The 20,806-nt window shown below is 73.1% G+C and carries 20 protein-coding genes; 16 read left to right on the top strand and 4 right to left on the bottom strand.

Going from position 1 to position 20,806, the window contains the following annotated elements:
• Window positions 1-44 precede the first annotated feature (44 nt).
• The 3 genes from KU893_RS17810 to KU893_RS22910 all read left to right on the top strand — a co-directional run bounded on the left by KU893_RS17810 (window position 45) and on the right by KU893_RS22910 (window position 4,389).
• Window positions 45-2,246: a 3-hydroxyacyl-CoA dehydrogenase NAD-binding domain-containing protein gene (locus tag KU893_RS17810; protein WP_218235724.1), complete on the top strand. Its 2,202-nt coding sequence runs from the start codon at window positions 45-47 to the stop codon at window positions 2,244-2,246.
• A 124-nt stretch (window positions 2,247-2,370) separates the two neighbouring features.
• A complete protein-coding gene (locus tag KU893_RS17805) occupies window positions 2,371-3,576 on the top strand; it encodes an LCP family protein (RefSeq protein ID WP_218235723.1) in 1,206 nt (401 codons plus the stop codon).
• A 165-nt stretch (window positions 3,577-3,741) separates the two neighbouring features.
• Window positions 3,742-4,389: a TetR/AcrR family transcriptional regulator gene (locus KU893_RS22910; protein ID WP_218235722.1), complete on the top strand. Its 648-nt coding sequence runs from the start codon at window positions 3,742-3,744 to the stop codon at window positions 4,387-4,389.
• On the opposite strand, the gene KU893_RS17795 is transcribed toward KU893_RS22910, so the two are convergent.
• Together KU893_RS17795 and KU893_RS17790 are read right to left on the bottom strand one after the other, a co-directional pair.
• Window positions 4,352-4,762, bottom strand: a complete 411-nt coding sequence (locus KU893_RS17795; RefSeq protein WP_218235721.1) for a hypothetical protein — start codon at window positions 4,760-4,762, stop codon at window positions 4,352-4,354. The two genes, KU893_RS22910 and KU893_RS17795, sit on opposite strands and share 38 nt — an antisense overlap.
• Window positions 4,759-5,700 (bottom strand): carbon-nitrogen hydrolase family protein, encoded by a 942-nt coding sequence (locus tag KU893_RS17790; protein ID WP_218235720.1) that lies wholly within the window; start codon window positions 5,698-5,700, stop codon window positions 4,759-4,761. Before KU893_RS17790 ends, KU893_RS17795 begins: the two co-directional genes overlap by 4 nt.
• Window positions 5,701-5,852: 152 nt before the next feature.
• Here KU893_RS17790 and KU893_RS17785 point away from each other — a divergent pair, with 152 nt between their 5' ends.
• The 6 genes from KU893_RS17785 to KU893_RS17760 are packed head-to-tail and all read left to right on the top strand — an operon-like array spanning window position 5,853 to window position 11,844.
• On the top strand, window positions 5,853-6,620 hold the full coding sequence (locus KU893_RS17785; RefSeq protein ID WP_218235719.1) for an ABC transporter ATP-binding protein: 768 nt from the start codon (window positions 5,853-5,855) through the stop codon (window positions 6,618-6,620).
• Window positions 6,595-8,052, top strand: coding sequence for a hypothetical protein (locus KU893_RS17780; RefSeq protein WP_218235718.1), 1,458 nt, complete (start codon window positions 6,595-6,597; stop codon window positions 8,050-8,052). The genes KU893_RS17785 and KU893_RS17780 overlap by 26 nt, the downstream gene beginning before the upstream one ends.
• Window positions 8,053-8,073: 21 nt before the next feature.
• Window positions 8,074-9,282 carry an ornithine--oxo-acid transaminase gene (gene rocD / locus KU893_RS17775; protein WP_218235717.1) on the top strand — a complete coding sequence of 403 codons (1,209 nt, stop codon included), beginning with the start codon at window positions 8,074-8,076 and terminating at the stop codon, window positions 9,280-9,282.
• A gap of 17 nt (window positions 9,283-9,299) precedes the next feature.
• Window positions 9,300-10,070, top strand: a complete 771-nt coding sequence (locus tag KU893_RS17770) for an SDR family NAD(P)-dependent oxidoreductase (RefSeq protein WP_218235716.1) — start codon at window positions 9,300-9,302, stop codon at window positions 10,068-10,070.
• Window positions 10,067-11,161, top strand: coding sequence for a phosphotransferase family protein (locus KU893_RS17765; protein WP_218235715.1), 1,095 nt, complete (start codon window positions 10,067-10,069; stop codon window positions 11,159-11,161). The genes KU893_RS17770 and KU893_RS17765 overlap by 4 nt, the downstream gene beginning before the upstream one ends.
• Window positions 11,161-11,844 (top strand): histidine phosphatase family protein, encoded by a 684-nt coding sequence (locus KU893_RS17760; protein WP_218235714.1) that lies wholly within the window; start codon window positions 11,161-11,163, stop codon window positions 11,842-11,844. The genes KU893_RS17765 and KU893_RS17760 overlap by 1 nt, the downstream gene beginning before the upstream one ends.
• A 25-nt stretch (window positions 11,845-11,869) precedes the next feature.
• Here the strand turns inward: KU893_RS17760 and KU893_RS17755 are convergent, their stop codons facing one another.
• The gene (locus tag KU893_RS17755) at window positions 11,870-12,631 is read right to left on the bottom strand and encodes an SDR family oxidoreductase (RefSeq protein ID WP_218235713.1); all 762 of its coding nucleotides are present in this window, start codon (window positions 12,629-12,631) and stop codon (window positions 11,870-11,872) included.
• A 63-nt stretch (window positions 12,632-12,694) separates the two neighbouring features.
• On the opposite strand from KU893_RS17755, the gene KU893_RS17750 reads away from it, so the two are divergent.
• On the top strand, window positions 12,695-13,405 hold the full coding sequence (locus tag KU893_RS17750) for a hypothetical protein (protein ID WP_218235712.1): 711 nt from the start codon (window positions 12,695-12,697) through the stop codon (window positions 13,403-13,405).
• Window positions 13,406-13,409: 4 nt separating this feature from the next.
• On the opposite strand, the gene KU893_RS17745 is transcribed toward KU893_RS17750, so the two are convergent.
• Complete coding sequence (locus KU893_RS17745; RefSeq protein WP_218235711.1) at window positions 13,410-14,039, bottom strand: hypothetical protein; 630 nt, start codon at window positions 14,037-14,039, stop codon at window positions 13,410-13,412.
• 124 nt (window positions 14,040-14,163) lie between these two features.
• Here KU893_RS17745 and KU893_RS17740 point away from each other — a divergent pair, with 124 nt between their 5' ends.
• From KU893_RS17740 to KU893_RS17715, 6 genes are all read left to right on the top strand, one after another.
• Window positions 14,164-14,796: a TetR/AcrR family transcriptional regulator gene (locus KU893_RS17740; protein WP_308167232.1), complete on the top strand. Its 633-nt coding sequence runs from the start codon at window positions 14,164-14,166 to the stop codon at window positions 14,794-14,796.
• Window positions 14,793-15,602, top strand: a complete 810-nt coding sequence (locus KU893_RS17735) for a TIGR03084 family metal-binding protein (RefSeq protein ID WP_218235710.1) — start codon at window positions 14,793-14,795, stop codon at window positions 15,600-15,602. The genes KU893_RS17740 and KU893_RS17735 overlap by 4 nt, the downstream gene beginning before the upstream one ends.
• A complete protein-coding gene (locus tag KU893_RS17730) occupies window positions 15,599-17,377 on the top strand; it encodes an acyclic terpene utilization AtuA family protein (RefSeq protein WP_218235709.1) in 1,779 nt (592 codons plus the stop codon). The genes KU893_RS17735 and KU893_RS17730 overlap by 4 nt, the downstream gene beginning before the upstream one ends.
• 94 nt (window positions 17,378-17,471) lie before the next feature.
• Window positions 17,472-18,608, top strand: coding sequence for an acyl-CoA dehydrogenase family protein (locus KU893_RS17725; protein ID WP_218235708.1), 1,137 nt, complete (start codon window positions 17,472-17,474; stop codon window positions 18,606-18,608).
• A gap of 25 nt (window positions 18,609-18,633) precedes the next feature.
• A complete protein-coding gene (locus KU893_RS17720) occupies window positions 18,634-19,119 on the top strand; it encodes an SRPBCC family protein (protein WP_218235707.1) in 486 nt (161 codons plus the stop codon).
• The gene (locus KU893_RS17715; protein ID WP_246592805.1) at window positions 19,116-20,726 is read left to right on the top strand and encodes an acyl-CoA carboxylase subunit beta; all 1,611 of its coding nucleotides are present in this window, start codon (window positions 19,116-19,118) and stop codon (window positions 20,724-20,726) included. The genes KU893_RS17720 and KU893_RS17715 overlap by 4 nt, the downstream gene beginning before the upstream one ends.
• Window positions 20,727-20,806 lie beyond the last annotated feature (80 nt).

Raw genomic sequence — 20,806 nt, 5'->3', positions numbered from 1 at the left:
GTCGTAGTCCCGAACCCTCGAACTTCACGGAACCGAAAGAAGACATGAGCACTGACACGCAGACCGCGGTGCGTTACGACCGCGACGCCGACGGCATCGTCACCCTCACGCTCGACGACCCGACCGCCAGCGCCAACACCATGAACGAGCTGTACATCGCCTCGATGGCCGACGCCGTCGAGCGGCTGTACGCCGAGCAGGACGACATCACCGGCGTGGTGATCGCCTCGGCGAAGAAGACCTTCTTCGCCGGCGGCAACCTCAAGGGCATGGTCACCGCGACCAAGGACGACGCCCCGGACGTGTTCGCGATGGCCGAGAACGTCAAGAAGGCGCTGCGCCGCCTCGAGCTGTTCCCCAAGCCCGTCGTGGCCGCGATCAACGGCGCCGCGCTCGGCGGCGGCTACGAGATCACCCTCGCCGCGCAGCACCGGATCCTGGTCAACGACCCGAAGATCAAGGTCGGCCTCCCCGAGGCGACCCTCGGCCTGCTCCCCGGCGGCGGCGGCGTCACCCGCGCCGTGCGCAAGTGGGGCCTGCAGACCGCGCTGATGGACGTGCTGCTCCAGGGCACCCAGTTCGGCCCGGAGGCCGCGCTCAAGAAGGGCGTCGTCGACGAGCTCGTCGCCACCCAGGACGAGCTGGTCCCGGCCGCCAAGGCGTGGCTCAAGGCCAACCCCGAGGCCGCGCTCAACCCGTGGGACGCCCCCGGCTACAAGATGCCCGGCGGCACGCCGAAGTCCCCGGCCCTCGCCGGCTTCCTCCCGGCCTTCCCCGCCCTGCTGCGCAAGCAGCTCAAGGGTGCGGACTACCCGGCGCCGCGCGCGATCCTCGCGGCCGCGGTCGAGGGTGCCCAGGTCGACTTCGACACCGCCTCGCGGATCGAGTCGCGCTACCTGACCAACCTGATCATCAACCAGGGCTCGAAGAACATGATCCAGGCGTTCTTCTTCGACCTGCAGGCGATCAACTCCGGCTCGCTGCGCCCGCAGGGTGTCGCGCCGTACAAGGCCGCCAAGGTCGGCGTCCTCGGCGCCGGCATGATGGGCGCGGGCATCGCCTACGTCTGTGCCCGGGCCGGCATGGAGGTCGTCCTCAAGGACGTCGCGATCGAGAACGCCGAGAAGGGCAAGGCCTACAGCCAGGGCATCAACGAGAAGGCGATCTCCCGCGGCAAGCTGACCGAGGAGAAGTCCCAGGAGCTGCTCGACCGGATCAAGCCCACCGCCGACCCGGCCGACCTCGCCGGCTGCGACCTCGTCATCGAGGCCGTCTTCGAGGACCCGGCCCTCAAGGCCAAGGTGTTCGCCGAGATCCTGCCGCACGTCAACCCCGACGCGCTGCTGTGCTCGAACACCTCGACCCTGCCGATCACCGGTCTCGCCGAGGGCATCGAGGACGCGTCGAAGCGCCCGAACTTCATCGGCCTGCACTTCTTCTCGCCCGTCGACAAGATGCCGCTGGTCGAGATCATCTCCGGCCAGGAGACCTCGGACGAGGCGCTGGCGAAGGCGTACGACGTCGTCCTGCAGATCCGCAAGACGCCGATCGTGGTCAACGACAGCCGCGGCTTCTACACCTCGCGGGTCATCGGCTTCATGGTCAACGAGGGCATGGCGATGCTCGCCGAGGGCGTGGCGCCGTACTCCATCGAGCGCGCCACCACCTCCGCCGGCTACCCGGCTCCGGTGCTCCAGCTCTCCGACGAGCTCAACCTCGAGCTGATGGCCAAGATCGCCAAGGCCACCCGCGAGGCCAACGAGCGCGACGGCAACCTCGACACCGAGCACCCGGGCATCGCCGTGGTGGAGAAGATGCTGGAGGCCGGCCGTGCCGGTCGCCTGCGCGGCGCCGGCTTCTACGACTACGTCGACGGCAAGCGCGGCTCGATCTGGGCGGGTCTCGCCGACCTGTTCCCGGTGGCCGAGGAGCAGCCGCCGATCGAGGACATCCGTGACCGGATGCTCTTCGCCGAGGCGCTCGAGACCGCGAAGACCTTCGAGGAGGGCGTCATCACCTCGGCGGCCGCCGCCAACATCGGCTCGATCATGGGCATCGGCTTCCCGCCCAACACCGGTGGCGCCGCGCAGTTCATGACCGGCTACGAGAACAAGGCGACCGGCGAGATCGGGCTCAACGCCTTCCTCGCGCGGGCCGACGAGCTGGCCGAGAAGTACGGCGACCGCTTCCGGGCAACCCCGTGGCTGCGCGAGCTGGCCGCCTCGGGCAAGGGCTTCCCCGCCTGATCCTGTGGACAAGTCCCTGACCGGGACGACAGAACTCACGCCTGGACGAGGAAGCTTCCTCGTCCAGGCGTGAGTTTCACCGGCCGGCCGGCGAATCTCCCACCCTCCCGGTACGTTTCCGGGCATGGGCGGCCGGCGACGGGTGGCACGGCCGGGGCGCACGGTGCTCCGGGTGATCGCGGCGAGCCTGTTGGCGCTCGGCCTGCTGACCGGGCTGGGGGTGGTGCTCGCCTACCAGAGCTGGAACGGGAACCTCCAGCACCCGACGGTGGTCGGCAAGAACCGGCCCCAGAAGACGACCAAGGCCCTCAACGTCTTGGTGATGGGCACCGACAGCCGCAGCTGTGAGGGCTGCAAGATCGACGGCGAGGCCGGGGGCGGGCTGTCCGACACGACGATCCTGTTCCACCTCTCGGCAAAGCGGGACTTCGCCTACGGCATCTCGATCCCGCGCGACACCGCGGTGATGCGACCGACCTGCTACCGGGCCGACGAGAGCGAGATCCCCGCCGCCACGACCTACGAGAAGTGGAACGCGGCGTACGCCGTCGGCGGGCCGGGCTGCACGCGCCAGCAGCTCGAGCAGCTGACCGGGATCCACGTCGACCGGTTCGTGGTGGTCGACTTCAACCAGTTCAAGGACATGGTCGACGCGCTCGACGGTGTCGAGATCTGTGTGCCCGAGGACATCGACGACACGACCGGCAACATCCACCTCGACGCGGGGACCCGCGAGGTCGACGGCGAGGAGGCGCTGGCCTACGCGCGGGTGCGCTACGGCATCAGCGGCGGCATCGACCCCTACCGCACCCGGCGTCAGCAGGCGCTGATCGGCGCCATGATCGACAAGGCGCTCACCGGCGGAATGCTCGCCCGGCCGGACCGTCTCGCGAGCTTCATCGGCGCCGCGACCACCGACCTGCAGACCAACTTCCCCTCCGTCGCCGCGATGGCCAAGGTCGCCGCCAGCGCGCAGGACGTGGGCGCCGACAACATCAAGTTCGTGACGACGCCGTGGACCCTCGACACCGACAAGGTCAGCGGCGGCGTCGAGTGGCGGCCGTCGGTCTCGCGCCTGTGGCAGCTGGTGATCGACGACAAGCCGCTCACGAAGGAGTTCCTCGACGACGCGCTCAGCGCCGGGGACTCCCCGGGCGGCGGCCCGGGCTCCCCGTCCGGCGCCCCGTCCGGCACGGCCTCCGGCTCCCCGTCCGGCTCCCCGTCCGGCACGGCCTCGGAGGCGCCCGCCTCGCCCGGTGGTGCCGCCAGCCCGGCGCCGTCCGGCGGGTTGTCGGACGACGACCGGGCCGCCGCGGGCCTGTGCAGCTGACGACCGGCTCGCTCCGCCCGGGGCCGGTTCAGCGTCGGGCGATCGCCACGCCCGCGAGCAGGAGCACGATGAACCACAAGATCCCGGCGGCGAGCCACATCACGTAGGAAGAGACGTGCTGGAGGGCGGATCGGTTGCCCGGCGAGGCCAACTACAGTTCGGGACGTGACGACGAGCCCTCGTGGCGCCCGCCGCAAGGCCCGCACCGCCACCGCGATCCTCGACGCCGCCGAGGGCCTCTTCCGCGAGCGCGGACTCCAGGCGACCACGATCGACGAGGTCGCCGAGGCGGCCGACGTCTCCGTCGGCTCGGTCTACGTGCACTTCAAGAACAAGGCCGGGCTCTACCTCGCCCTGGTCGAGCGGGCCCTCGACCTCAACGAGCAGGCGATGGCCCGGGTGCTCGACCTCGGGCTGGACAGCCCCCTGGAGCGGGTGCTCGCCGCGGGCGACGCCTATCTGCGCTTCCACCTCGAGCAGCCCGGCGCCTTCCAGATGATCGCGCTGCGGGTGCTGGAGCCGGGCTCCGGCCAGGCCGACCCGGAGGTCGAGGCGCGGATCGCCGACCGGGTCGAGGCGCTCGTCGGGGCCGTGCAGGCCGACCTGGAGGCTGCCGTGCGGGCGGGGGAGATCCGCGCCGACGTCGACCTGGACCGGGCGACCCGCTTCGTGTGGGGTGCCTGGAACGGCGTCATCGCGCTGTCCCTGCGCCAGGACCGGCTCCGCGTCGACGACGACGAGCTCGAGCGGACGCTCGCCGTCGGCCGCCGGCTGCTCAGCGACGCGCTGCGCGTCGGCGCCGCAGAGCGGTAGCGGCGAACCCGACGAAGCCGACGGAGGTGGTCACGAACGAGCCCGCCACCGCGGCCCGGTAGCGAGGGTCCTCGGCCAGCCCGGGCCGGAACGCGAGCGGCAGGAAGAGCATCGCGTTGCTCCACGAGCCCACGGCCAACGTGCGCTGGAGCGGGCGCGGCGCATCGGGGAGCGCCGCGCCGAGAGCCACCGTCGCCGTACCGAGCGCCGCGAGGTCGAGGTGCCACTGGCGCACCCGCGGCGTGCTGACGATGCCGAGGCGGCGGGCCCGCTCCTGGTCCGCGATCGCGAGCGTGTAGACCCAACCGGACAGGGCGCTCGCCGCGAGCTCGACCGCGCCGGATGCGGCCAGGGCGCTCGGCGTCGTCGTCATCGCGCCACCTCCGTCCGGCTCGCCTGGGCGCGGGCGTAGACCTGCCGCCCGACCCGGTTGTGGAAGTGCCACGCGGCCGCGGCCACGGTGCCCCGCCGCTGCAGCCAGAAGCGGTCGCTGGCGTAGCTGGGCGTGGTCCGCCCGAGGGTGACGTCGGCGACCACGATCCCCTCGCCCTGGTCGCGGTCGCGGCGGGCGAGGACCCGGCCCTGCGCGTCGCAGATCTGCGCCCCGCCCTCGAGCCGGCCGCGGTAGCGCAGCGGCGTGCCGAGGAAGCCGCACTCCACGCGCCCGGCGTGGGCCGCGTGGACGACGGGCGCCCCGACGTGCCGGGCGAAGACGGCCGGTGCCGCCGTCGCCCGCGCGTGGTTGCGCCGCTCCGCGCCCCCGAGCAGCGGCCACGACGGCATGCTCCACCAGCCGGAGCCACCGACCACCAGGTCCACCTCGCCGCCGAGCCGGGCCACCGTCTGCGAGCGCATCAGCTCCCAGCACAACGCGACCCCGACCCTCGTGCCGTCCACGTCGATGCGGCCCGGGTCCCGCCCGCCCGTGTAGAGCGCGCTCTCCCACATCGTCGGCAGGTCCTTGTCGTGGCGCCCGAGGAGACCTTGTGGCCCGAACAGCAAGAACGCGTTGCGGACCTCGCCGTCCGGGTCGCGCACGAGCGTGGACCCGCCGACGTGGATCCCGTGCCGCGCCGCCAGTGCCTCGAGCAGCCGGGTCGGCTCCCCGTCCGGCCCCGGCGCCTGCGCCGACAGCGCGGGCAGGTACCCGATGCCCGTGGAGAAGAACTCCGGCAGCACCACCCAGCTGGCCCCGTCGACCACCGCGCGGTCGGCGAGCCGCTCGCAGTCCGCGAGGTTCGCCGCGACGTCACCGAGGCGCGCCTCGGTCTGGACGGCGGCGGCCCGGATCGTCGTTGGAGTCTCGCTCATAATTGAACGCTACTCCAAAAGTCGGCCGGCCGGGAAGACCGGAGCCACGTCGGCCGCGGCTCTCCTCCCGACGGGTGGTGCCGGCTGACCGATCGGACACATTGTCTGCCTTCGCCTGGCGCCGCGGGCGGGTCGCCGCCAGAGTGGGAGCCGTGACGGGGAGGGAGCCTCAGCCCACGGCCGACGCAGCCGACCCAGCCGACCCAGCCGACCCAGCCGACGCTGCCGTCGAGGTCGCCGGGCTGTGCGTGCGGTTCGGCGCCGTCGACGCGGTGGCGGGCGTGGACCTGCGGGTCGAGGCGGGCCAGGCGCTGGCGCTGCTCGGCCGCAACGGCGCGGGCAAGTCGACGACCATGCGGGTGCTCGCGGGCGTGGTGCCGCCCAGTGCGGGGCGCGCCCTGGTCGCCGGGCACGACGTCCACGCCGAGCCGCTCGCGGCGAAGCGGGCGGTCGGCTACTGCCCGGACGTCGGCGGCCTGGTGCCGCGCGCCACGCCGTGGGAGCACCTCCAGCTCAGCGCCCGGCTGCGGCGGCTCGACGGCTGGGAGCCGCGGGCCCGCGCGCTGCTCGAGCAGTTCGACCTGGGCGACGTCGCCCACCGGGTGACGGCGGGGTTCAGCCACGGCATGGGTCGCCGGCTCAGCGTCGTGCTCGCCGCCCTGCACGAACCCCGGGTGCTGCTGCTCGACGAGCCGTTCGACGGCGTCGACCCGGTCGGTGTCGAGGCCACCTTCACCGTCATCGAGGACGCGCGCGCCCGCGGCGCCGGGGTCCTGGTGTCCACCCACCTGCGCGACCTCGCGGTCGAGGTCTGCAGCGAGGTGGCCGTGCTGCGCGCCGGGGTCCGGGTGGCCACGGTCAGCGCCGACCACATGGCCGGGGACGAGGGAGCCCGTGCCTACCGTGCGCTCCTGGCCTGAGCGCCGGGCCCGCCTGCTCGCCGCGGTCGCGGACGTACGGCACCTGCTCTGGTTCCGCCGGGCGACGGTACGGCGACCGCGGGCCGCCGCCCTCGCGCTGGCCGGGCTCGGGGCGGCCACCGTGGCCGCGGCGACGCTGCCCGACCTGGTGCCCGCCCCCGCGGCGCGCGGGGACCTCGACCGGCTGCTCGCCCCGGCCCTGGCCGCCGTCGTCCTGGCCGCCGTCAGCGGTGCGGTCGCGAGCGGCGGCGGCCGGGAGCTGCTGGCCCGCGACCCCGCGGCGGTGTACCCGATCAGCCCGCTGACCGACCACCTCGGCGCGCTGCTCCTCGCCCCGCTCAGCGCCGCCTGGCTGATCCAGGCCTGGGCGCTGCTCGGCCTGGTCGCGGCGGCCGCCGGCGTTGGGGGAGCGCCGGTGGCCCTGGCCTGGTTGGTGGCGGTGACCGCGCTGGCGCAGGCGGTCGGCTGGGCCGCGGAGTACCTGCGCCGCCGCCGGGTCCTCGCCTGGCTCGCCCTCCCGCTCGCGGGTCTCGGGGTGGCCCCGGCCCCGCTGGTCGCCGCCGCGATCGGGCACGGCCGCCCGGCCCAGCAGGCGCTGGCCGTCGCCGGTCTCCTCGTCGCAACGGTCCTGCTGGTCGCCGTCGGCGGCGCGCTGGCGGTCCTCACCGCGGGCCGGGTGCCGCGCGACGAGGCTCGGCAGGAGACCGCGACCCACGCGGCCCGACCGCTGCCGCGCTCGGACCTCGCCCTGCTGCGGCGTACCGACCGGGCCTCGGTGTGGCGCAGCGTCCCGCTGCGTCGCGGCACGGTGCTGCTCGCCCTCGCGCCCGGCGCCGTGGCGCTCGCCGGCGGCCTGGCGTGGTCGAGCCTCGTGCTGCTGCCCGGCCTGGTGGCCTCCGGCTGCGTGCTGCTGTTCGGCGTCAACCTGTGGTGCCTCGACGGGCGCGGGATGCTCTGGCGCGAGTCCCTCCCGGTGGCGCCGCGCACGGTCCTGCTCGCCCGGGCCCTCGTGCTGACCGAGGTCCTCCTCGGCGCCGGTACGGCGACCCTGGCCCTCGGCGCGCTCCGGGCCGGCCGCCCGACGACCGTCGAGGCGCTGGCCGTGGTCCTGGCCCTGCTCGTCGTCGTCGCCCAGTCGGTCTCGGCGGCGCTGCGCTGGTCCCTCGCCCACCCGTACGCCGTCGACCTCCGCTCCGCGCGCGCCACCCCCGCGCCCCCGCTCGCCATGGTCGGCTACTCGCTGCGCCTGGCTGTCGCCACGACGCTCTCGGGGCTGCTGCTCGCCGGGTTCGCCGGCGTCGGCCGGGCCGACCTGGTCGCCCTCTGCGCGGTCGTCCTGCTCGCCGTCGCGGCCGTGCGGATCGGCCGGGCCGCACGCCGCTGGGCGGACCCGGTCCGACGGGCGTCGGTCGTGACCGTTGTGGCAGCCTGACGGGGACCTCATGCTGGTGCCATGACGACGACCCGCCAGCACATCGACCTCGTCGAGACCTACGCCGCGCACAACTACCACCCCCTGCCGGTGGTGCTCGCCTCCGGCGAGGGCGCCTGGGTGACCGACGTCGAGGGCCGCCGCTACCTCGACTGCCTCGCCGGCTACTCCGCCCTCAACTTCGGGCACGGTCATCCGCGGCTGGTCGCCCGCGCCGCCGAGCAGCTGCACCGGCTGACCCTGACCAGCCGGGCCTTCCACAACGACCAGCTGGGACCGTTCGCCCGGGCGCTCGCCGAGCTGACCGGCAAGGACATGGTGCTGCCGATGAACTCCGGCGCCGAGGCCGTGGAGACCGCGATCAAGGTGAGCCGCAAGTGGGGCTACCAGGTCAAGGGCGTCGCGCCGGGCGCCGCGACGATCATCACGATGAGCGGCAACTTCCACGGCCGCACCACGACGATCGTCGGCTTCTCCGAGGATCCCGACGCCACCGCCGACCACGGGCCGTTCACGCCCGGCTTCACCCGGGCCCGGTACGGCGACCTGGCGGCCCTCACGGCCGCGATCGACGCCTCCGCCGGGACCACGGTCGCGGTGCTGCTGGAGCCGATCCAGGGCGAGGGCGGGGTGGTCCTGCCGCCCGACGGCTTCCTGCGCGGCGTCCGCGAGCTGTGCACCGAGCGGAACGTGTTGATGGTCGCCGACGAGATCCAGTCGGGGCTCGGTCGCACGGGGCGGACCTTCGCCTGCGACCACGAGGACGTCGTCCCGGACATCTACGTCCTCGGGAAGGCGCTGGGCGGCGGGATCCTGCCGGTCTCGGCGATCGCCGCCGACCGCGCGGTGCTGGACGTCGTCCGCCCGGGCACCCACGGCTCGACCTTCGGCGGCAACCCGCTCGCGGCCGCGGTCGGGCACGAGGTCGTGGGGCTCCTGGCCACCGGGGAGTACCAGGAGCGCGCCCGGGTGCTCGGCAAGCGGCTCGTCGCCGGCCTGGAGGCGCTGGTCGGGTCGGGTCTGGTCGCGGTGCGGGCGCGGGGTCTGTGGGCCGGGGTCGACGTCGACCCGACCCTGATGACCGGGCGCCAGGTGTGCGAGGCGCTGATGGCACGCGGGGTGCTGGCCAAGGACACGCACGGCTCCACCGTCCGCTTCGCGCCGCCGCTGGTCTGCACGGAGGACGACGTCGACCTGCTGGTGAGCGCCCTGCGGGACGTGCTGGCGTAGGCACTAATGTCGGCCGGGTGACGCAGCAGCAACAGCGGGTCCTGATCACCGGCGCGGCCTCCGGGCTGGGCGCCGCCCTCGCCCGGGCCTGGGAGGAGCGCGGCGCCGACGTGCTCCGCACCGACCGTGCGCCCGCCGAGGGGATCCTCCCGCTCGACATCACCAGCGACGCCGACTGGGCCGCGGCCCGCGAGCACGTCGAGCGGACCTGGGGCGGGCTCGACGTGCTCGTCAACAACGCGGGCATCGCCGGCGGCGGGCGGCTCGACGTGTCCGGGATCGACGAGTGGCAGCGCCTGGTCGACATCAACCTGCTCGGGGCGGTGCGCGGCACGGCCACGTTCACGCCGATGTTCAAGCGGCAGGGCAGCGGCCGGGTGGTCAACATCGCCTCGCTCGCCGGCCTCGTGCACCCGGCCGGGATGGGCGGCTACAACGCCACCAAGGCCGCCGTCGTCGCCCTCACCGAGACCACCGGCCACGAGCTCGCCGCGCACGGGGTCAGCGCCCACGTCGTGTGCCCGTCGTACTTCCGCACCAACCTGATGGCCGGCGTCGAGGGCCGCGACGCAGCGCTGCAGCAGGTGATGACCCAGCTGGTGCAGGACGCGCCGCTCGGGCCCGAAGAGATCGCGGCCGCAGTGCTCGACGGGATCGACGCCGGCGCCGAGCTGATCATCCCCGACGACGCCGCGCGGGCGGCCTACCGGCTCAAGCTCACCGACCGGGCGTCGTACGACGCCGTGATGCGCGCGCAGGCCCGCAAGCTCGACGCGGTGGCCGAGTGAGCGGAGTGGACCGGGCGGGCCGTGACGAGTCGCGGCCGGTCCGCGACGAGGACGCCTTCGACGTCGGCGCCGTCGAGGCCTGGCTCGGGCGCGGCCCGATCGCCGAGGTGCGCCAGTTCCCCGGCGGTGCCTCCAACCTGACCTACCTGCTGCGGATGTCTGCGCAGTCAGAGGGGCCCGACCTGATCCTGCGCCGCCCGCCGGTGGGCACCAAGGCCAAGGGCGCGCACGACATGGGCCGGGAGTACCGGATCCAGGCCGCGCTCCGGCCGGTCTTCCCCCAGGTGCCCGCGATGGTGGCGTACTGCACCGCCGAGGACAGCCCGATCGGCAGCGAGCTCTACGTCATGGAGCGGCTCGACGGCCTGATCCCGCGCCGCGAGTTCGGCTTCCCGATCACCGCGGAGCAGGCGTCCGCGCTCTGCGACGCCGCCGTCGACACCCTCGTCGCACTGCACGCGATCGATGTGGCCGCCGTCCCGGGGCTCGCGGCCCTCAACAAGGGCGACGGGTACGTCGCGCGCCAGGTCGGCGGCTGGATCGCGCGCCTCGAGGCCGCCCGCACCGACGACACCGGCGACTGGTCCGACATCACCGGCTGGCTCGCCGCCCACCAGCCCGCCGACGTCGGGCAGCGGATGATCCACAACGACTACCGCTTCGACAACATGGTCCTCGACGCCGGCGACCCGACCCGGATCATCGGCCTGCTGGACTGGGAGCTCGCCACCGTCGGCGACCCGCTGATGGACCTCGGCTGCACCCTCGCCTACTGGGTGCAGGCCGACGACGACGAGTTCTTCCGCCTCTTCCGGCGCCAGCCGACGACCGCGCCGGGGATGTGGACCCGCCAGCAGGTCGTCGACGCCTACTGCGAGCGCAGCGGCCTCACCCTGACCCCGGCACAGTGGGCCTTCTACGAGGTCTTCGGCCTGTTCCGGCTCGCGGTGATCGCCCAGCAGATCTGGTACCGCTACTTCCACGGCCAGACCACCAACGAGGCGTACGCCGCGTTCGGGCCGGCCGTCGGCTACCTGGAGACCCGGTGCCGGCAGGTGCTCGCCGCCCTGCCCGTGGGAGAGGGGGCCTGATGGGCGTGCTGCTGCTGGTCCGCCACGGCCAGGCCTCGTTCGGCGCCGACGACTACGACGTGCTCTCCGAGACCGGGTGGGAGCAGGGCCGGGTGCTCGGTCGCTGGCTCGCCAAGGAGGGACCCGATCCGGTCTCCGTCGTGCACGGCGGCATGCGCCGGCACCGCGAGACCTGGGAGGCGATCGCCGAGGGCGCGGGCTGGTTGCCCGGGCTGCCCGGTGCCCCGCAGGCGGCGGTCGACGAGGACTGGGCGGAGTTCGACCACCTCGCCGTGCTCGCCCGCTACGCCGAGGCCACCGGTGCCACCGTCGACCACACCACCGACCGGCGCGCCTTCCAGGAGCAGTTCGAGGTCTCCACCGCGCACTGGACCGAGGCCGGACCCGACGGCGGCTACCCCGAGCCGTACGACGCCTTCGTCGGCCGGGCCCGCGCCGCTCTCGACGCGGCGGCCGCCCGGCCGGGGCCGACGCTCGTCGTCACGTCCGGGGGCGTGATCGCGGCGCTGGCCGCGCTGCTCGTCGTACCGGACCCGGCGGCGGTCGGACCGGTGTGGGCGCGGTTCAACACGGTTATCGCGAACACCTCGGTGACCCGGGTGATCGTGGGCGCGACCGGTGCCCGGCTGCTCACCTTCAACGAGCACCCGCACCTGCCGCGGCCGCTGGTGACCTACCGCTAGGACACGTCCTGACCTCGGGAGCCGGTCAGATCAGCTTCTTGAGCACCCCGAGCGGGGCGTGCCTCATCACCGGCGCCAGCGCCGCCCACGGCAGCGGCGGCACGCAGGCGTCGGCGACCTCCTTCTCGATCGCCGCCACCATGGCGGCCACGCCCTTCTCGGTCGTCGCCATCAGCGGCGTCGACTGCGCGACCTTGTCGTTCATCTCCGAGCGGATGTAGCCCGGGTAGAGCACGCTCACCTTGATCTTCTTCTGCAGCCTCGTGCCGTGCAGCTCGGTGCGCAGGCCCTCGGCCAGGTGCGCGACACCGGCCTTCGTGGCGGCGTACGTCGTCATCGCCGAGGGCATCCCGCGCATCGCCGACATCGACGACACCATCACGAGGTGCCCGGCCTCCTGGGCGCGGAAGATCTCCATGGCCGCCTCGGTCTGGGCGAGCGCGCCGACGAAGTTGGTCATCGCGGTCTCCAGGTTGGCCTCGAAGCGGCCGGTGCCGAGCTTCGCGCCCTTGCCGAGGCCGGCGTTGACGACGACCCGGTCGAGCCGGCCGAGCTCGTCGCGCAGCTCGCCGAACACCCGGAACACCGCGGCGTGGTCGGTCACGTCGAGCGCCCGCAGCGCGACGCGGCACTCCGGGTGTGCCGTACGGATCTCCGCGGCGAGCTGCTCGAGCCGTTCGGTGCGCCGCGCCGCCAGCGCGAGGTCGTAGCCGCGGTCGGCGAACTGACGCGCCATCTCGGCCCCCAGACCGCTGGACGCACCGGTGATCAGGATCGTCTGTGCCATGGGCGCCAGTGTTCCGCACCCGTGGCTGTGACAGGGTGACGCCGACTCGGAAGGGGAGCTGGGATGCGGAGGATCGGAACGGGCGCGGCGATCGTGCTGCTGGCGGCCGGGGTCGGCCTGGCGGGGGCGGCGCCCTCACCGGCGTCCCCGTCGGCGGCCCCGTCGGCGGCCGCGGGGCCGACGTGCGCGGGCAAGCGCGCCACCATCGTCGACCCCTCGCGGCGCGGCGACCGGATCGTCGGCACCCGCGGGCCGGACGTGATCGTCGCCGGGCGCGGCAGGGGCAGCGACGTCGTGCTCGGGCTCGGCGGTGACGACCTGGTCTGCGGCAACGTGCGGACCCGGGTGCGCGGCGGCCGCGGCAGCGACACCTTCCACGGGGTCGGCGCCGCCTGGGGTGACCGCGGTGCCGACACGTACTGGGCGCCGATCGGGACCGGGTCCTTCGACGGCGGCCGGGGCGCGGACCTGGTCGAGTTCTACGAGGGGTACCTCGCCGGCGCGACGTCCGGCGTCTACGTCAACCTCGCGCTCGGGCTCGCGTCCGCGGAGACCTCGGTCGGCAGCCTGCGGCTGCGCACCTCGCTCGCGGGCGTCGAGCAGGTCCGCGGCACCCCGGACGACGACCTGCTCCTCGGTGACGGCTTCGACAACCTGATCCGGGGCGGCGGCGGGAACGACGTGGTCAACGGCAAGGGCGGGTACGACACCGCGGCCGGTGGCCCCGGCAAGGACTCCTGTTCCGCCGAGGTGGAGCAGGGCTGCGAGCGGTAGCCCGTCAGCCCATCTTGTCGACGGCGACCCGGGTCAGGCGCGCCATCTGCGCCCGGCGGGTCGGCGCCGGCTGCTGGACGTTCAGCAGCAGCAGGCGCCTGCCCGTGCGGACCACGACGGTGAAGAAGTGGCGCGGCGCCCGGTTCGTCTCGGGCGCGGGGATCTGGGTGGTGCGGTAGCCGATCCGCTGGTCGCCGAGCCGGGGCACCCGCTCCCGCTGGACGGTGGTGTCGACGCCCGCCCAGTGCTGGCCGCAGTCGCGCACGAAGCTCCGGTAGCTGGCGAACACCGCCCGCGCCTCCCTCTTCCGCCGGAACTGCACGACCTGGGCGTCGAACGCGCGCTGGGACCAGATGTCGTCGCCCGAGCGGGCCTGCCCCGACCGCGCCTCGGTCCAGGTCCAGCTCGAGCAGACGCCGGCGTAGTGGCGGACCGACTGGTCGGGGACCTGGCCCAGGCGGATGCCCTTGAGGCCGGGGAGCGCGTGGACCACCTCGGAGCGCGACGGCAGGTCGCGCGGCTCCACCCGCCGCGAGGCTGCGCCGCCGGCCGGCGCGGTCGCGACGAGAGCGCTGGTCAGGACCAGGGCGATCAGGCAGGTGAGAGCGGTCTGGGCGGCGAGGCGGGTGCGCATGGGGATCCTTCGTGGGGCCGAGTCTGTCGTGCACGTTACCCGGCGGCGCGGGTCGAGGCGGATCCCTGTCCTCCAACTTAAAGTCAGTCTTGACTGTTTGTTAGTGACGGGTCATGCTGGCGACGTGACCACGCCCGCGACCACCCGCATCCCGCAGGAGGAGCGCACCCGCGCCATGCGGCAGCGGTTGATGGACGCGACGGTGGAGCTGCTGGTCGAGAAGGGCTTCGGGGGGACGACGACCACGCTCGTCTCGGAGCGGGCCGGGGTCAGCCGCGGTGCGCAGCTGCACCACTTCCCGACCAAGAACGACCTCGTCGTCGCGGCGGTCGGCCACCTGACCGCGATCCGCGGCTCCGACCTCGAGGCCGCGGCGGCTCGGTTGCCGAAGGGCAAGGGACGCACCGAGGCGGTCGTGCAGATGCTCGGCGACCACTTCGCCTCGCCGGTGTTCACGGCCGCGCTCGAGCTGTGGGTCGCGGCGCGCACCGACCCCGGCCTGCACGACGCGGTCGGGCCGCTCGAGCAGCGCGTCGGTCGCGAGACGCACCGGCTGACCGTCGAGCTGCTCGGCGTCGACGAGACGCAGCCGGGCGCGCGCGAGCTGGTCCAGGCGACCCTCGACCTGGTGCGCGGCCTCGGCCTCGCCAACACGCTCGGCGACGACGCCCCTCGTCGCCGCCGGATCCTCACCGAGTGGGCGCGCACCCTGGAGACAGCGCTCCGCCCGGCCGACAGCGAGGGAGACAACCGATGAGTGTCCTCGACGACGTGATCGCCGACCTGAGCGCGGAGGGCGACCAGCTGCGCACCACGGTCGCCGCCCTCGACGCCGACGCCTGGCGCACGCCCACCCCTGCCGCGGGGTGGGACGTCGCCACGACGATCGCCCACCTGCTGTGGACCGACGAGGTCGCGGTGCTCGCGGCCGGCGCGCTGAGTGAGGAGGGCAAGCAGGCCTGGGACGCCGTGGTCCTCACCGCGATCGAAGACCCGACCGGCTTCGTCGACAAGGAAGCCGTGCGGATCGGCGGGCTCGCGCCCGACGCGCTGCTCGCCCGCTGGGACGCCGCCCGCCCGGCGCTCCTCGACGCGCTCCGCGCCTACCCCGCGGGCCAGAAGATGCCGTGGTTCGGCCCGCCGATGGCGCCGACGTCGATGGCGACCGCGCGGTTCATGGAGACCTGGGCCCACGCCCTCGACGTCTACGACGCGATCGGCGTGCGGCCCGCGGCCACCGACCGGATCCGCCACGTCGCCCACATCGGCGTGCGCACCCGCAGCTTCTCCTACGCCAACAACGGGCTCGAGGCGCCGACCGAGGAGCACCGGGTCGAGCTGGTCGCACCGAGCGGCGAGCTGTGGACCTGGGGGCCGCCGGACGCAGCCCAGCTCGTCACCGGCTCGGCGTACGACTTCTGCCAGCTGGTCACCCAGCGGGTGCACCGTGACGACACCGACCTGAAGGCCGTCGGCGACGACGCCGAGAAGTGGCTCACCATCGCGCAGGCGTTCGCCGGCCCCGCCGGCGGAGGGCGCGAGTCGAAGGGAGAACTGGCATGACGGGGCCGGAGGTCTCGAGGCCCGGCGCTGGCGCGCCTCGCGCCTCGACCACCGGCGCGATCCGGATCGCCAACTGCTCCGGGTTCTACGGCGACCGCCTCTCCGCGCTGCGCGAGCAGCTCGAGGGGGGCGACGTCGACGTCATCACCGGCGACTACCTCGCCGAGCTGACCATGCTCATCCTCGGCATGGACACCCTGCGCGACGCCGACCTCGGCTACGCGCGGACCTTCCTCAAGCAGCTGGAGGGCACGCTCGGCCTCGCGCTCGACAAGGGCGTGAAGATCGTCAGCAACGCCGGCGGCCTCAACCCCGCGGGACTCGCCACCCGGATCCGCGAGCTCGCGGCGGGCCTGGGGCTCGACGCCAAGGTGGCGCACGTCGAGGGCGACGACCTGCGCGCCGCCCACCTGTTCGACGGGGCACTGACCGCCAACGCCTACCTCGGCGCGTTCGGCATCGCCTCCGCCCTGAACCGTGGCGCCGACATCGTCGTCACCGGGCGCGTGACCGACGCCAGCGTCGTCGTCGGTCCCGCGATCGCCCACCACGGCTGGACCCCCACGTCCTACGACGAGCTCGCGGGCGCTGTCGTCGCGGGCCACGTCATCGAGTGCGGCACCCAGGCCACCGGCGGCAACTTCTCCGGGTTCACCGACCTGTTCCGGGCCGGCGCCCCCATGACCACCCCGCTGGGCTTCCCGATCGCCGAGGTCGCCGCCGACGGCAGCAGCGTGATCACCAAGCACGCCGGCACCGGCGGTGCGGTCACCGTCGACACCGTCACCGCCCAGCTGCTGTACGAGATCCAGACCACCCGCTACCTCAACCCCGACGTGACGACGCGGCTCGACTCGATCCGCCTCCACCAGCAGGGGCCCGACCGGGTCGAGATCAGCGGCGTCACCGGCACCGCGCCGCCCGAGCGGCTCAAGGTCGCGGTCAACCGGCTCGGCGGCTACCGCAACCAGGTCGAGTTCGTGCTCACCGGCCTCGACGTCGACGCCAAGGCGGAGTGGCTGCGCAGCCAGCTCGACGGACAGCTCACGGCACGAGACGTCACCTGGACCCAGGCCCCGGCCCGCACCGGCGACGCCGACACCGAGGAAGGCGCCTCGGTCATCCTGCGGTGCATCGGCAAGGACCCCGAGGCCGGCCCGCTCGGCAAGCCGTTCACCGGTCCCGCCGTCGAGCTCGCCCTCGCGAGCTACCCCGGCTTCACCATGACCGCGCCGCCGCAGAAGCCCAGCCCGTTCGGCATCTACACCCCCGAGTACGTCGACCGGGAGCTGGTCGAGCACACCGTGGTCCACCACGACGGCACCCGCGAGGTGATCGCCGACCCGACCACGTTCGCCGACCCCGCGGAGCTCGACCCCGGGCTCGGCAAGCGGCCCTCGCCGTACCCCGCCCCGGCGGACACGATCACCCGCCGGATGCCGCTGGGCACGTTCGTGCACGCCCGCTCCGGCGACAAGGGCGGCAACGCCAACCTCGGTCTGTGGGTCAAGCACGACGGCTCGCCCAAGTACGAGGCGCGCGTCCAGTGGCTCGCGAAGATGGTCAAGGACCGCAAGATCCGCGAGCTGGTGCCCGAGGCGAAGGACCTCGACGTCGACGTCTACGTGCTGCCCAACCTGGGCGCCGTCAACGTCGTCATCCACGGCCTGCTCGGCGACGGGGTCGCCGCGTCCACCCGGTTCGACCCGCAGGCCAAGGGCCTGGGCGAGTGGGTCCGCAGCCGGATCGTCCACATCCAGGAGGACCTGGTCTAGGCACCCCACGACGTTCTTGCTCCTCCGCTTCGCTCCCCCGCAACAACGCCGCGGGGGCCCCGCCGGAGGGCCCCAGTTTCGAGAAGAGGTTTGGATGAGATGGAGCGAGGAGCGCCAGGCGCTCAAGGAGTCGGCGACCGAGTTCGCGCGCCGCGAGATCATGCCCGGCCTGCAGGAGTGGGAGGACGCCGGCGAGCTGCCGCGCAGCCTCACCCAGGCCGCGGCCAAGGCGGGGCTGCTGGCCGTCGGCTACCCGGAGGCGGTCGGCGGCGAGGGCGGTGACCTGCTCGACGCGTGTGCCCTGCAGGAGGGGCTGATGGAGGCCGGCGCGTCCGGTGGCCTGATGGCCTCGCTGTTCACCCACGGCATCTCGGTCCCGCACATGGTGGAGAACGGCTCGCCGTACCTCATCGACACCTACGTCCGCCCGACCCTGGCCGGCGAGAAGATCGGCAGCCTCGGCATCACCGAGCCGGGAGGCGGCTCCGACGTCGCCGGCATCACCACGAAGGCCGTCCGCGACGGCGACCACTACGTCATCAACGGTGCCAAGACGTTCATCACCTCCGCGGTCCGCGGCGACTTCGTCGTCACCGCGTGCCGCACCGGCGAGGCCGGTCACGCCGGCATCTCGCTCATCGTCGTCGACAAGGGGACGCCGGGCTTCACCGTCCAGCGCTCGCTGAGGAAGATGGGCTGGCACTGCTCCGACACCGCCGAGCTGTCGTACGTCGACGTGCGGGTCCCGGTGGAGAACCTGGTGGGGCAGGAGAACCACGGCTTCTACTACATCGCCCAGCAGTTCGTCGTGGAGCGGATCTTCCTCGCCCTGATGGGCTACGGCCACGCGAAGCGCTGCCTCGACCTCGCGGCGCAGTACACCCGCGACCGCGAGACCTTCGGCAAGCCGCTGAACAAGAACCAGGTCGTGCGGTCCCAGCTGGTCGAGATGCATCGCCAGGTCGAGGTCGCCCGCACCTACACCCTCGACGTCGCGGCCCGCCACGTCGCCGGCGAGAACGTGATCGCCGAGGCCTGCCTGGCCAAGCAGACCGCCGTCGACACGGCGGTCGCGGTCTCCGACATCGCCGTGCAGCTGCACGGCGGCGCCGGCTACATGCACGGCACCGAGGTGGAACGGCACTACCGCGACGCCCGGCTGCTCCCGATCGGCGGTGGCGCGACCGAGGTCCTCACCGACCTGGCCGCCCGACTCCTCGGATATGCGTGACCACCCCCCGGAAAGCAGGTGCTGGATGTCGTTCTTGGTGAAGCCGCTCGGCGGCGAGGTGAGCGTGCACATGAAGGCGCCGGTCGAGGAGGTGTGGGCGCTGGTCAGCGACGTCACCCGGATCGGTGAGTTCTCGCCCGAGACCTTCGAGGCGGAGTGGACCCACGGTGCCACCGGGCCCGCGGTCGGCGCCCGGTTCCGTGGCCACGTGCGGCGCAACGGCGTCGGCCCCGTCTACTGGACGCCCTGCACGGTCACGGCGTGCGTCCCTGACGAGGTGTTCGAGTTCGGCGTCGGGCTCGAGGGCAACCCCCTCAACACGTGGGGCTACCGGATGGCGCCGGAGAACGGCGGCACGAGGGTGACCGAGTACTTCCGGCTCACGCCGGCCTGGTACATGCGCGGCTACTGGCTGGTCCTGGGTCGGCTGCGTGGCAGGACCAACGAGCGCGGCATGCGCACGACCCTGGAGAGGATGAAGGCGGTGCTTGAGGGAGTGAGCGAGTCATGACGACCACCGAGGCGCCCGAGCAGGCCCGGCGCAGCGCCATGGAGGCGAAGCTCGCCGACCTGCACGCCGAGCAGACCAAGGCGGTCGAGGCCGGCGGCAAGTACATCGCCCGCCACCAGGAGCGCGGCAAGCTCACCGCCCGCGAGCGGATCGACCTGCTCGTCGACGAGGGCTCCGCGTTCCTCGAGCTGATGCCGCTGGCGGGCTGGGGCAGCGACTTCGCGGTCGGCGCCTCGCTGGTGACCGGCATCGGCGTCGTCGAGGGCGTCGAGTGCATGATCGTCGCCAACGACCCGACGGTGAAGGGCGGCGCCCTCAACCCGTGGTCGCTGAGGAAGAACTTCCGGGCCGCCGAGATCGCCGAGAAGAACTTCCTGCCGACCATCAACCTCACCGAGTCCGGCGGCGCCGATCTCCCCACCCAGAAGGAGATCTTCATCCCCGGTGGTCGCGGCTTCCGCGACCTCACCCGGGCCAGCGCCCGCAAGCAGCCCACCATCTCGGTGGTGTTCGGCAACTCCACCGCCGGCGGCGCCTACGTCCCCGGGATGAGCGACTACGTGATCATGGTCAAGGAGCAGGCCAAGGTCTTCCTGGCCGGCCCGCCGCTGGTGAAGATGGCGACCGGTGAGGAGTCCGACGACGAGACCCTCGGCGGCGCCGAGATGCACTCGCGGATCTCCGGCTCGTCCGACTTCCTCGCGGTCGACGAGCACGACGCGATCCGGCTCGCCCGTCGTACCGTCGCCCGGCTCAACTGGCGCAAGCAGGGCGCCGTCCCCGCGACGACGTACGCCGAGCCCGACCTCGACCCCGAGGACCTGCTCGACCTGATCCCCACCGACCTCAAGGAGCCGTTCGACCCGCGCGAGGCGATCCTGCGCATCGTCGACGGGGTCTCGCCAGGCTCCGCCGCCGGAGGGGGCAACGAGGTGGCCTTCGACGAGTTCAAGCCGCTCTACGGCACCGCGCTGTGCGTCGGCTGGGCCCAGCTGCACGGCCACCCGATCGGCATCCTCGCCAACGCGCGCGGCGTGCTCATGAGCGAGGAGGCCCAGAAGGCCGCCCAGTTCATCCAGCTGGCCAACCAGAAGGACACGCCGCTGCTGTTCCTGCACAACACGACCGGCTACATGGTCGGCGCGGAGTACGAGCAGGGCGGCATCATCAAGCACGGCGCGATGATGATCAACGCGGTCTCCAACTCGAAGGTGCCGCACCTGACGGTGATCATGGGCGCGTCGTACGGCGCCGGCAACTACGGCATGAACGGGCGCGCCTACGACCCGCGCTTCCTGTTCACCTGGCCCTCCGCCAAGTCCTCGGTGATGGGACCCGCCCAGCTCGCCGGGGTGCTGGAGATCGTGGCGCGGGAGTCAGCGGAGAAGAAGGGCCAGCCCTTCGACGCCGAGGGCTTCGCCGCCGTCAAGGCGATGGTCGAGGCGCAGATCGAGGAGCAGTCGCTGCCCTACGTGCTGTCCGGGATGGTCTACGACGACGGCGTCATCGACCCGCGCGACACCCGGACGGTCCTCGGCATCTGCCTGTCCGTCATCGACAACCAGCCGATCGAGGGCGCCATGAACTTCGGCGTCTTCCGCATGTGAGCGGCTTCGCCGCACCGGGCTTCGCCCGAAAGGCATCGAGCGGCTTCGCCGCACTGACTGGATATTCCGATCAACCAGGC

The sequence above is a fragment of the Nocardioides daeguensis genome (genome assembly GCF_019192965.1).
Classification (GTDB): domain Bacteria; phylum Actinomycetota; class Actinomycetes; order Propionibacteriales; family Nocardioidaceae; genus Nocardioides; species Nocardioides daeguensis.
The sequence above is the reverse complement of the archived record's forward strand: the minus strand, read 5'-3'. Positions and strand labels throughout refer to the sequence as shown.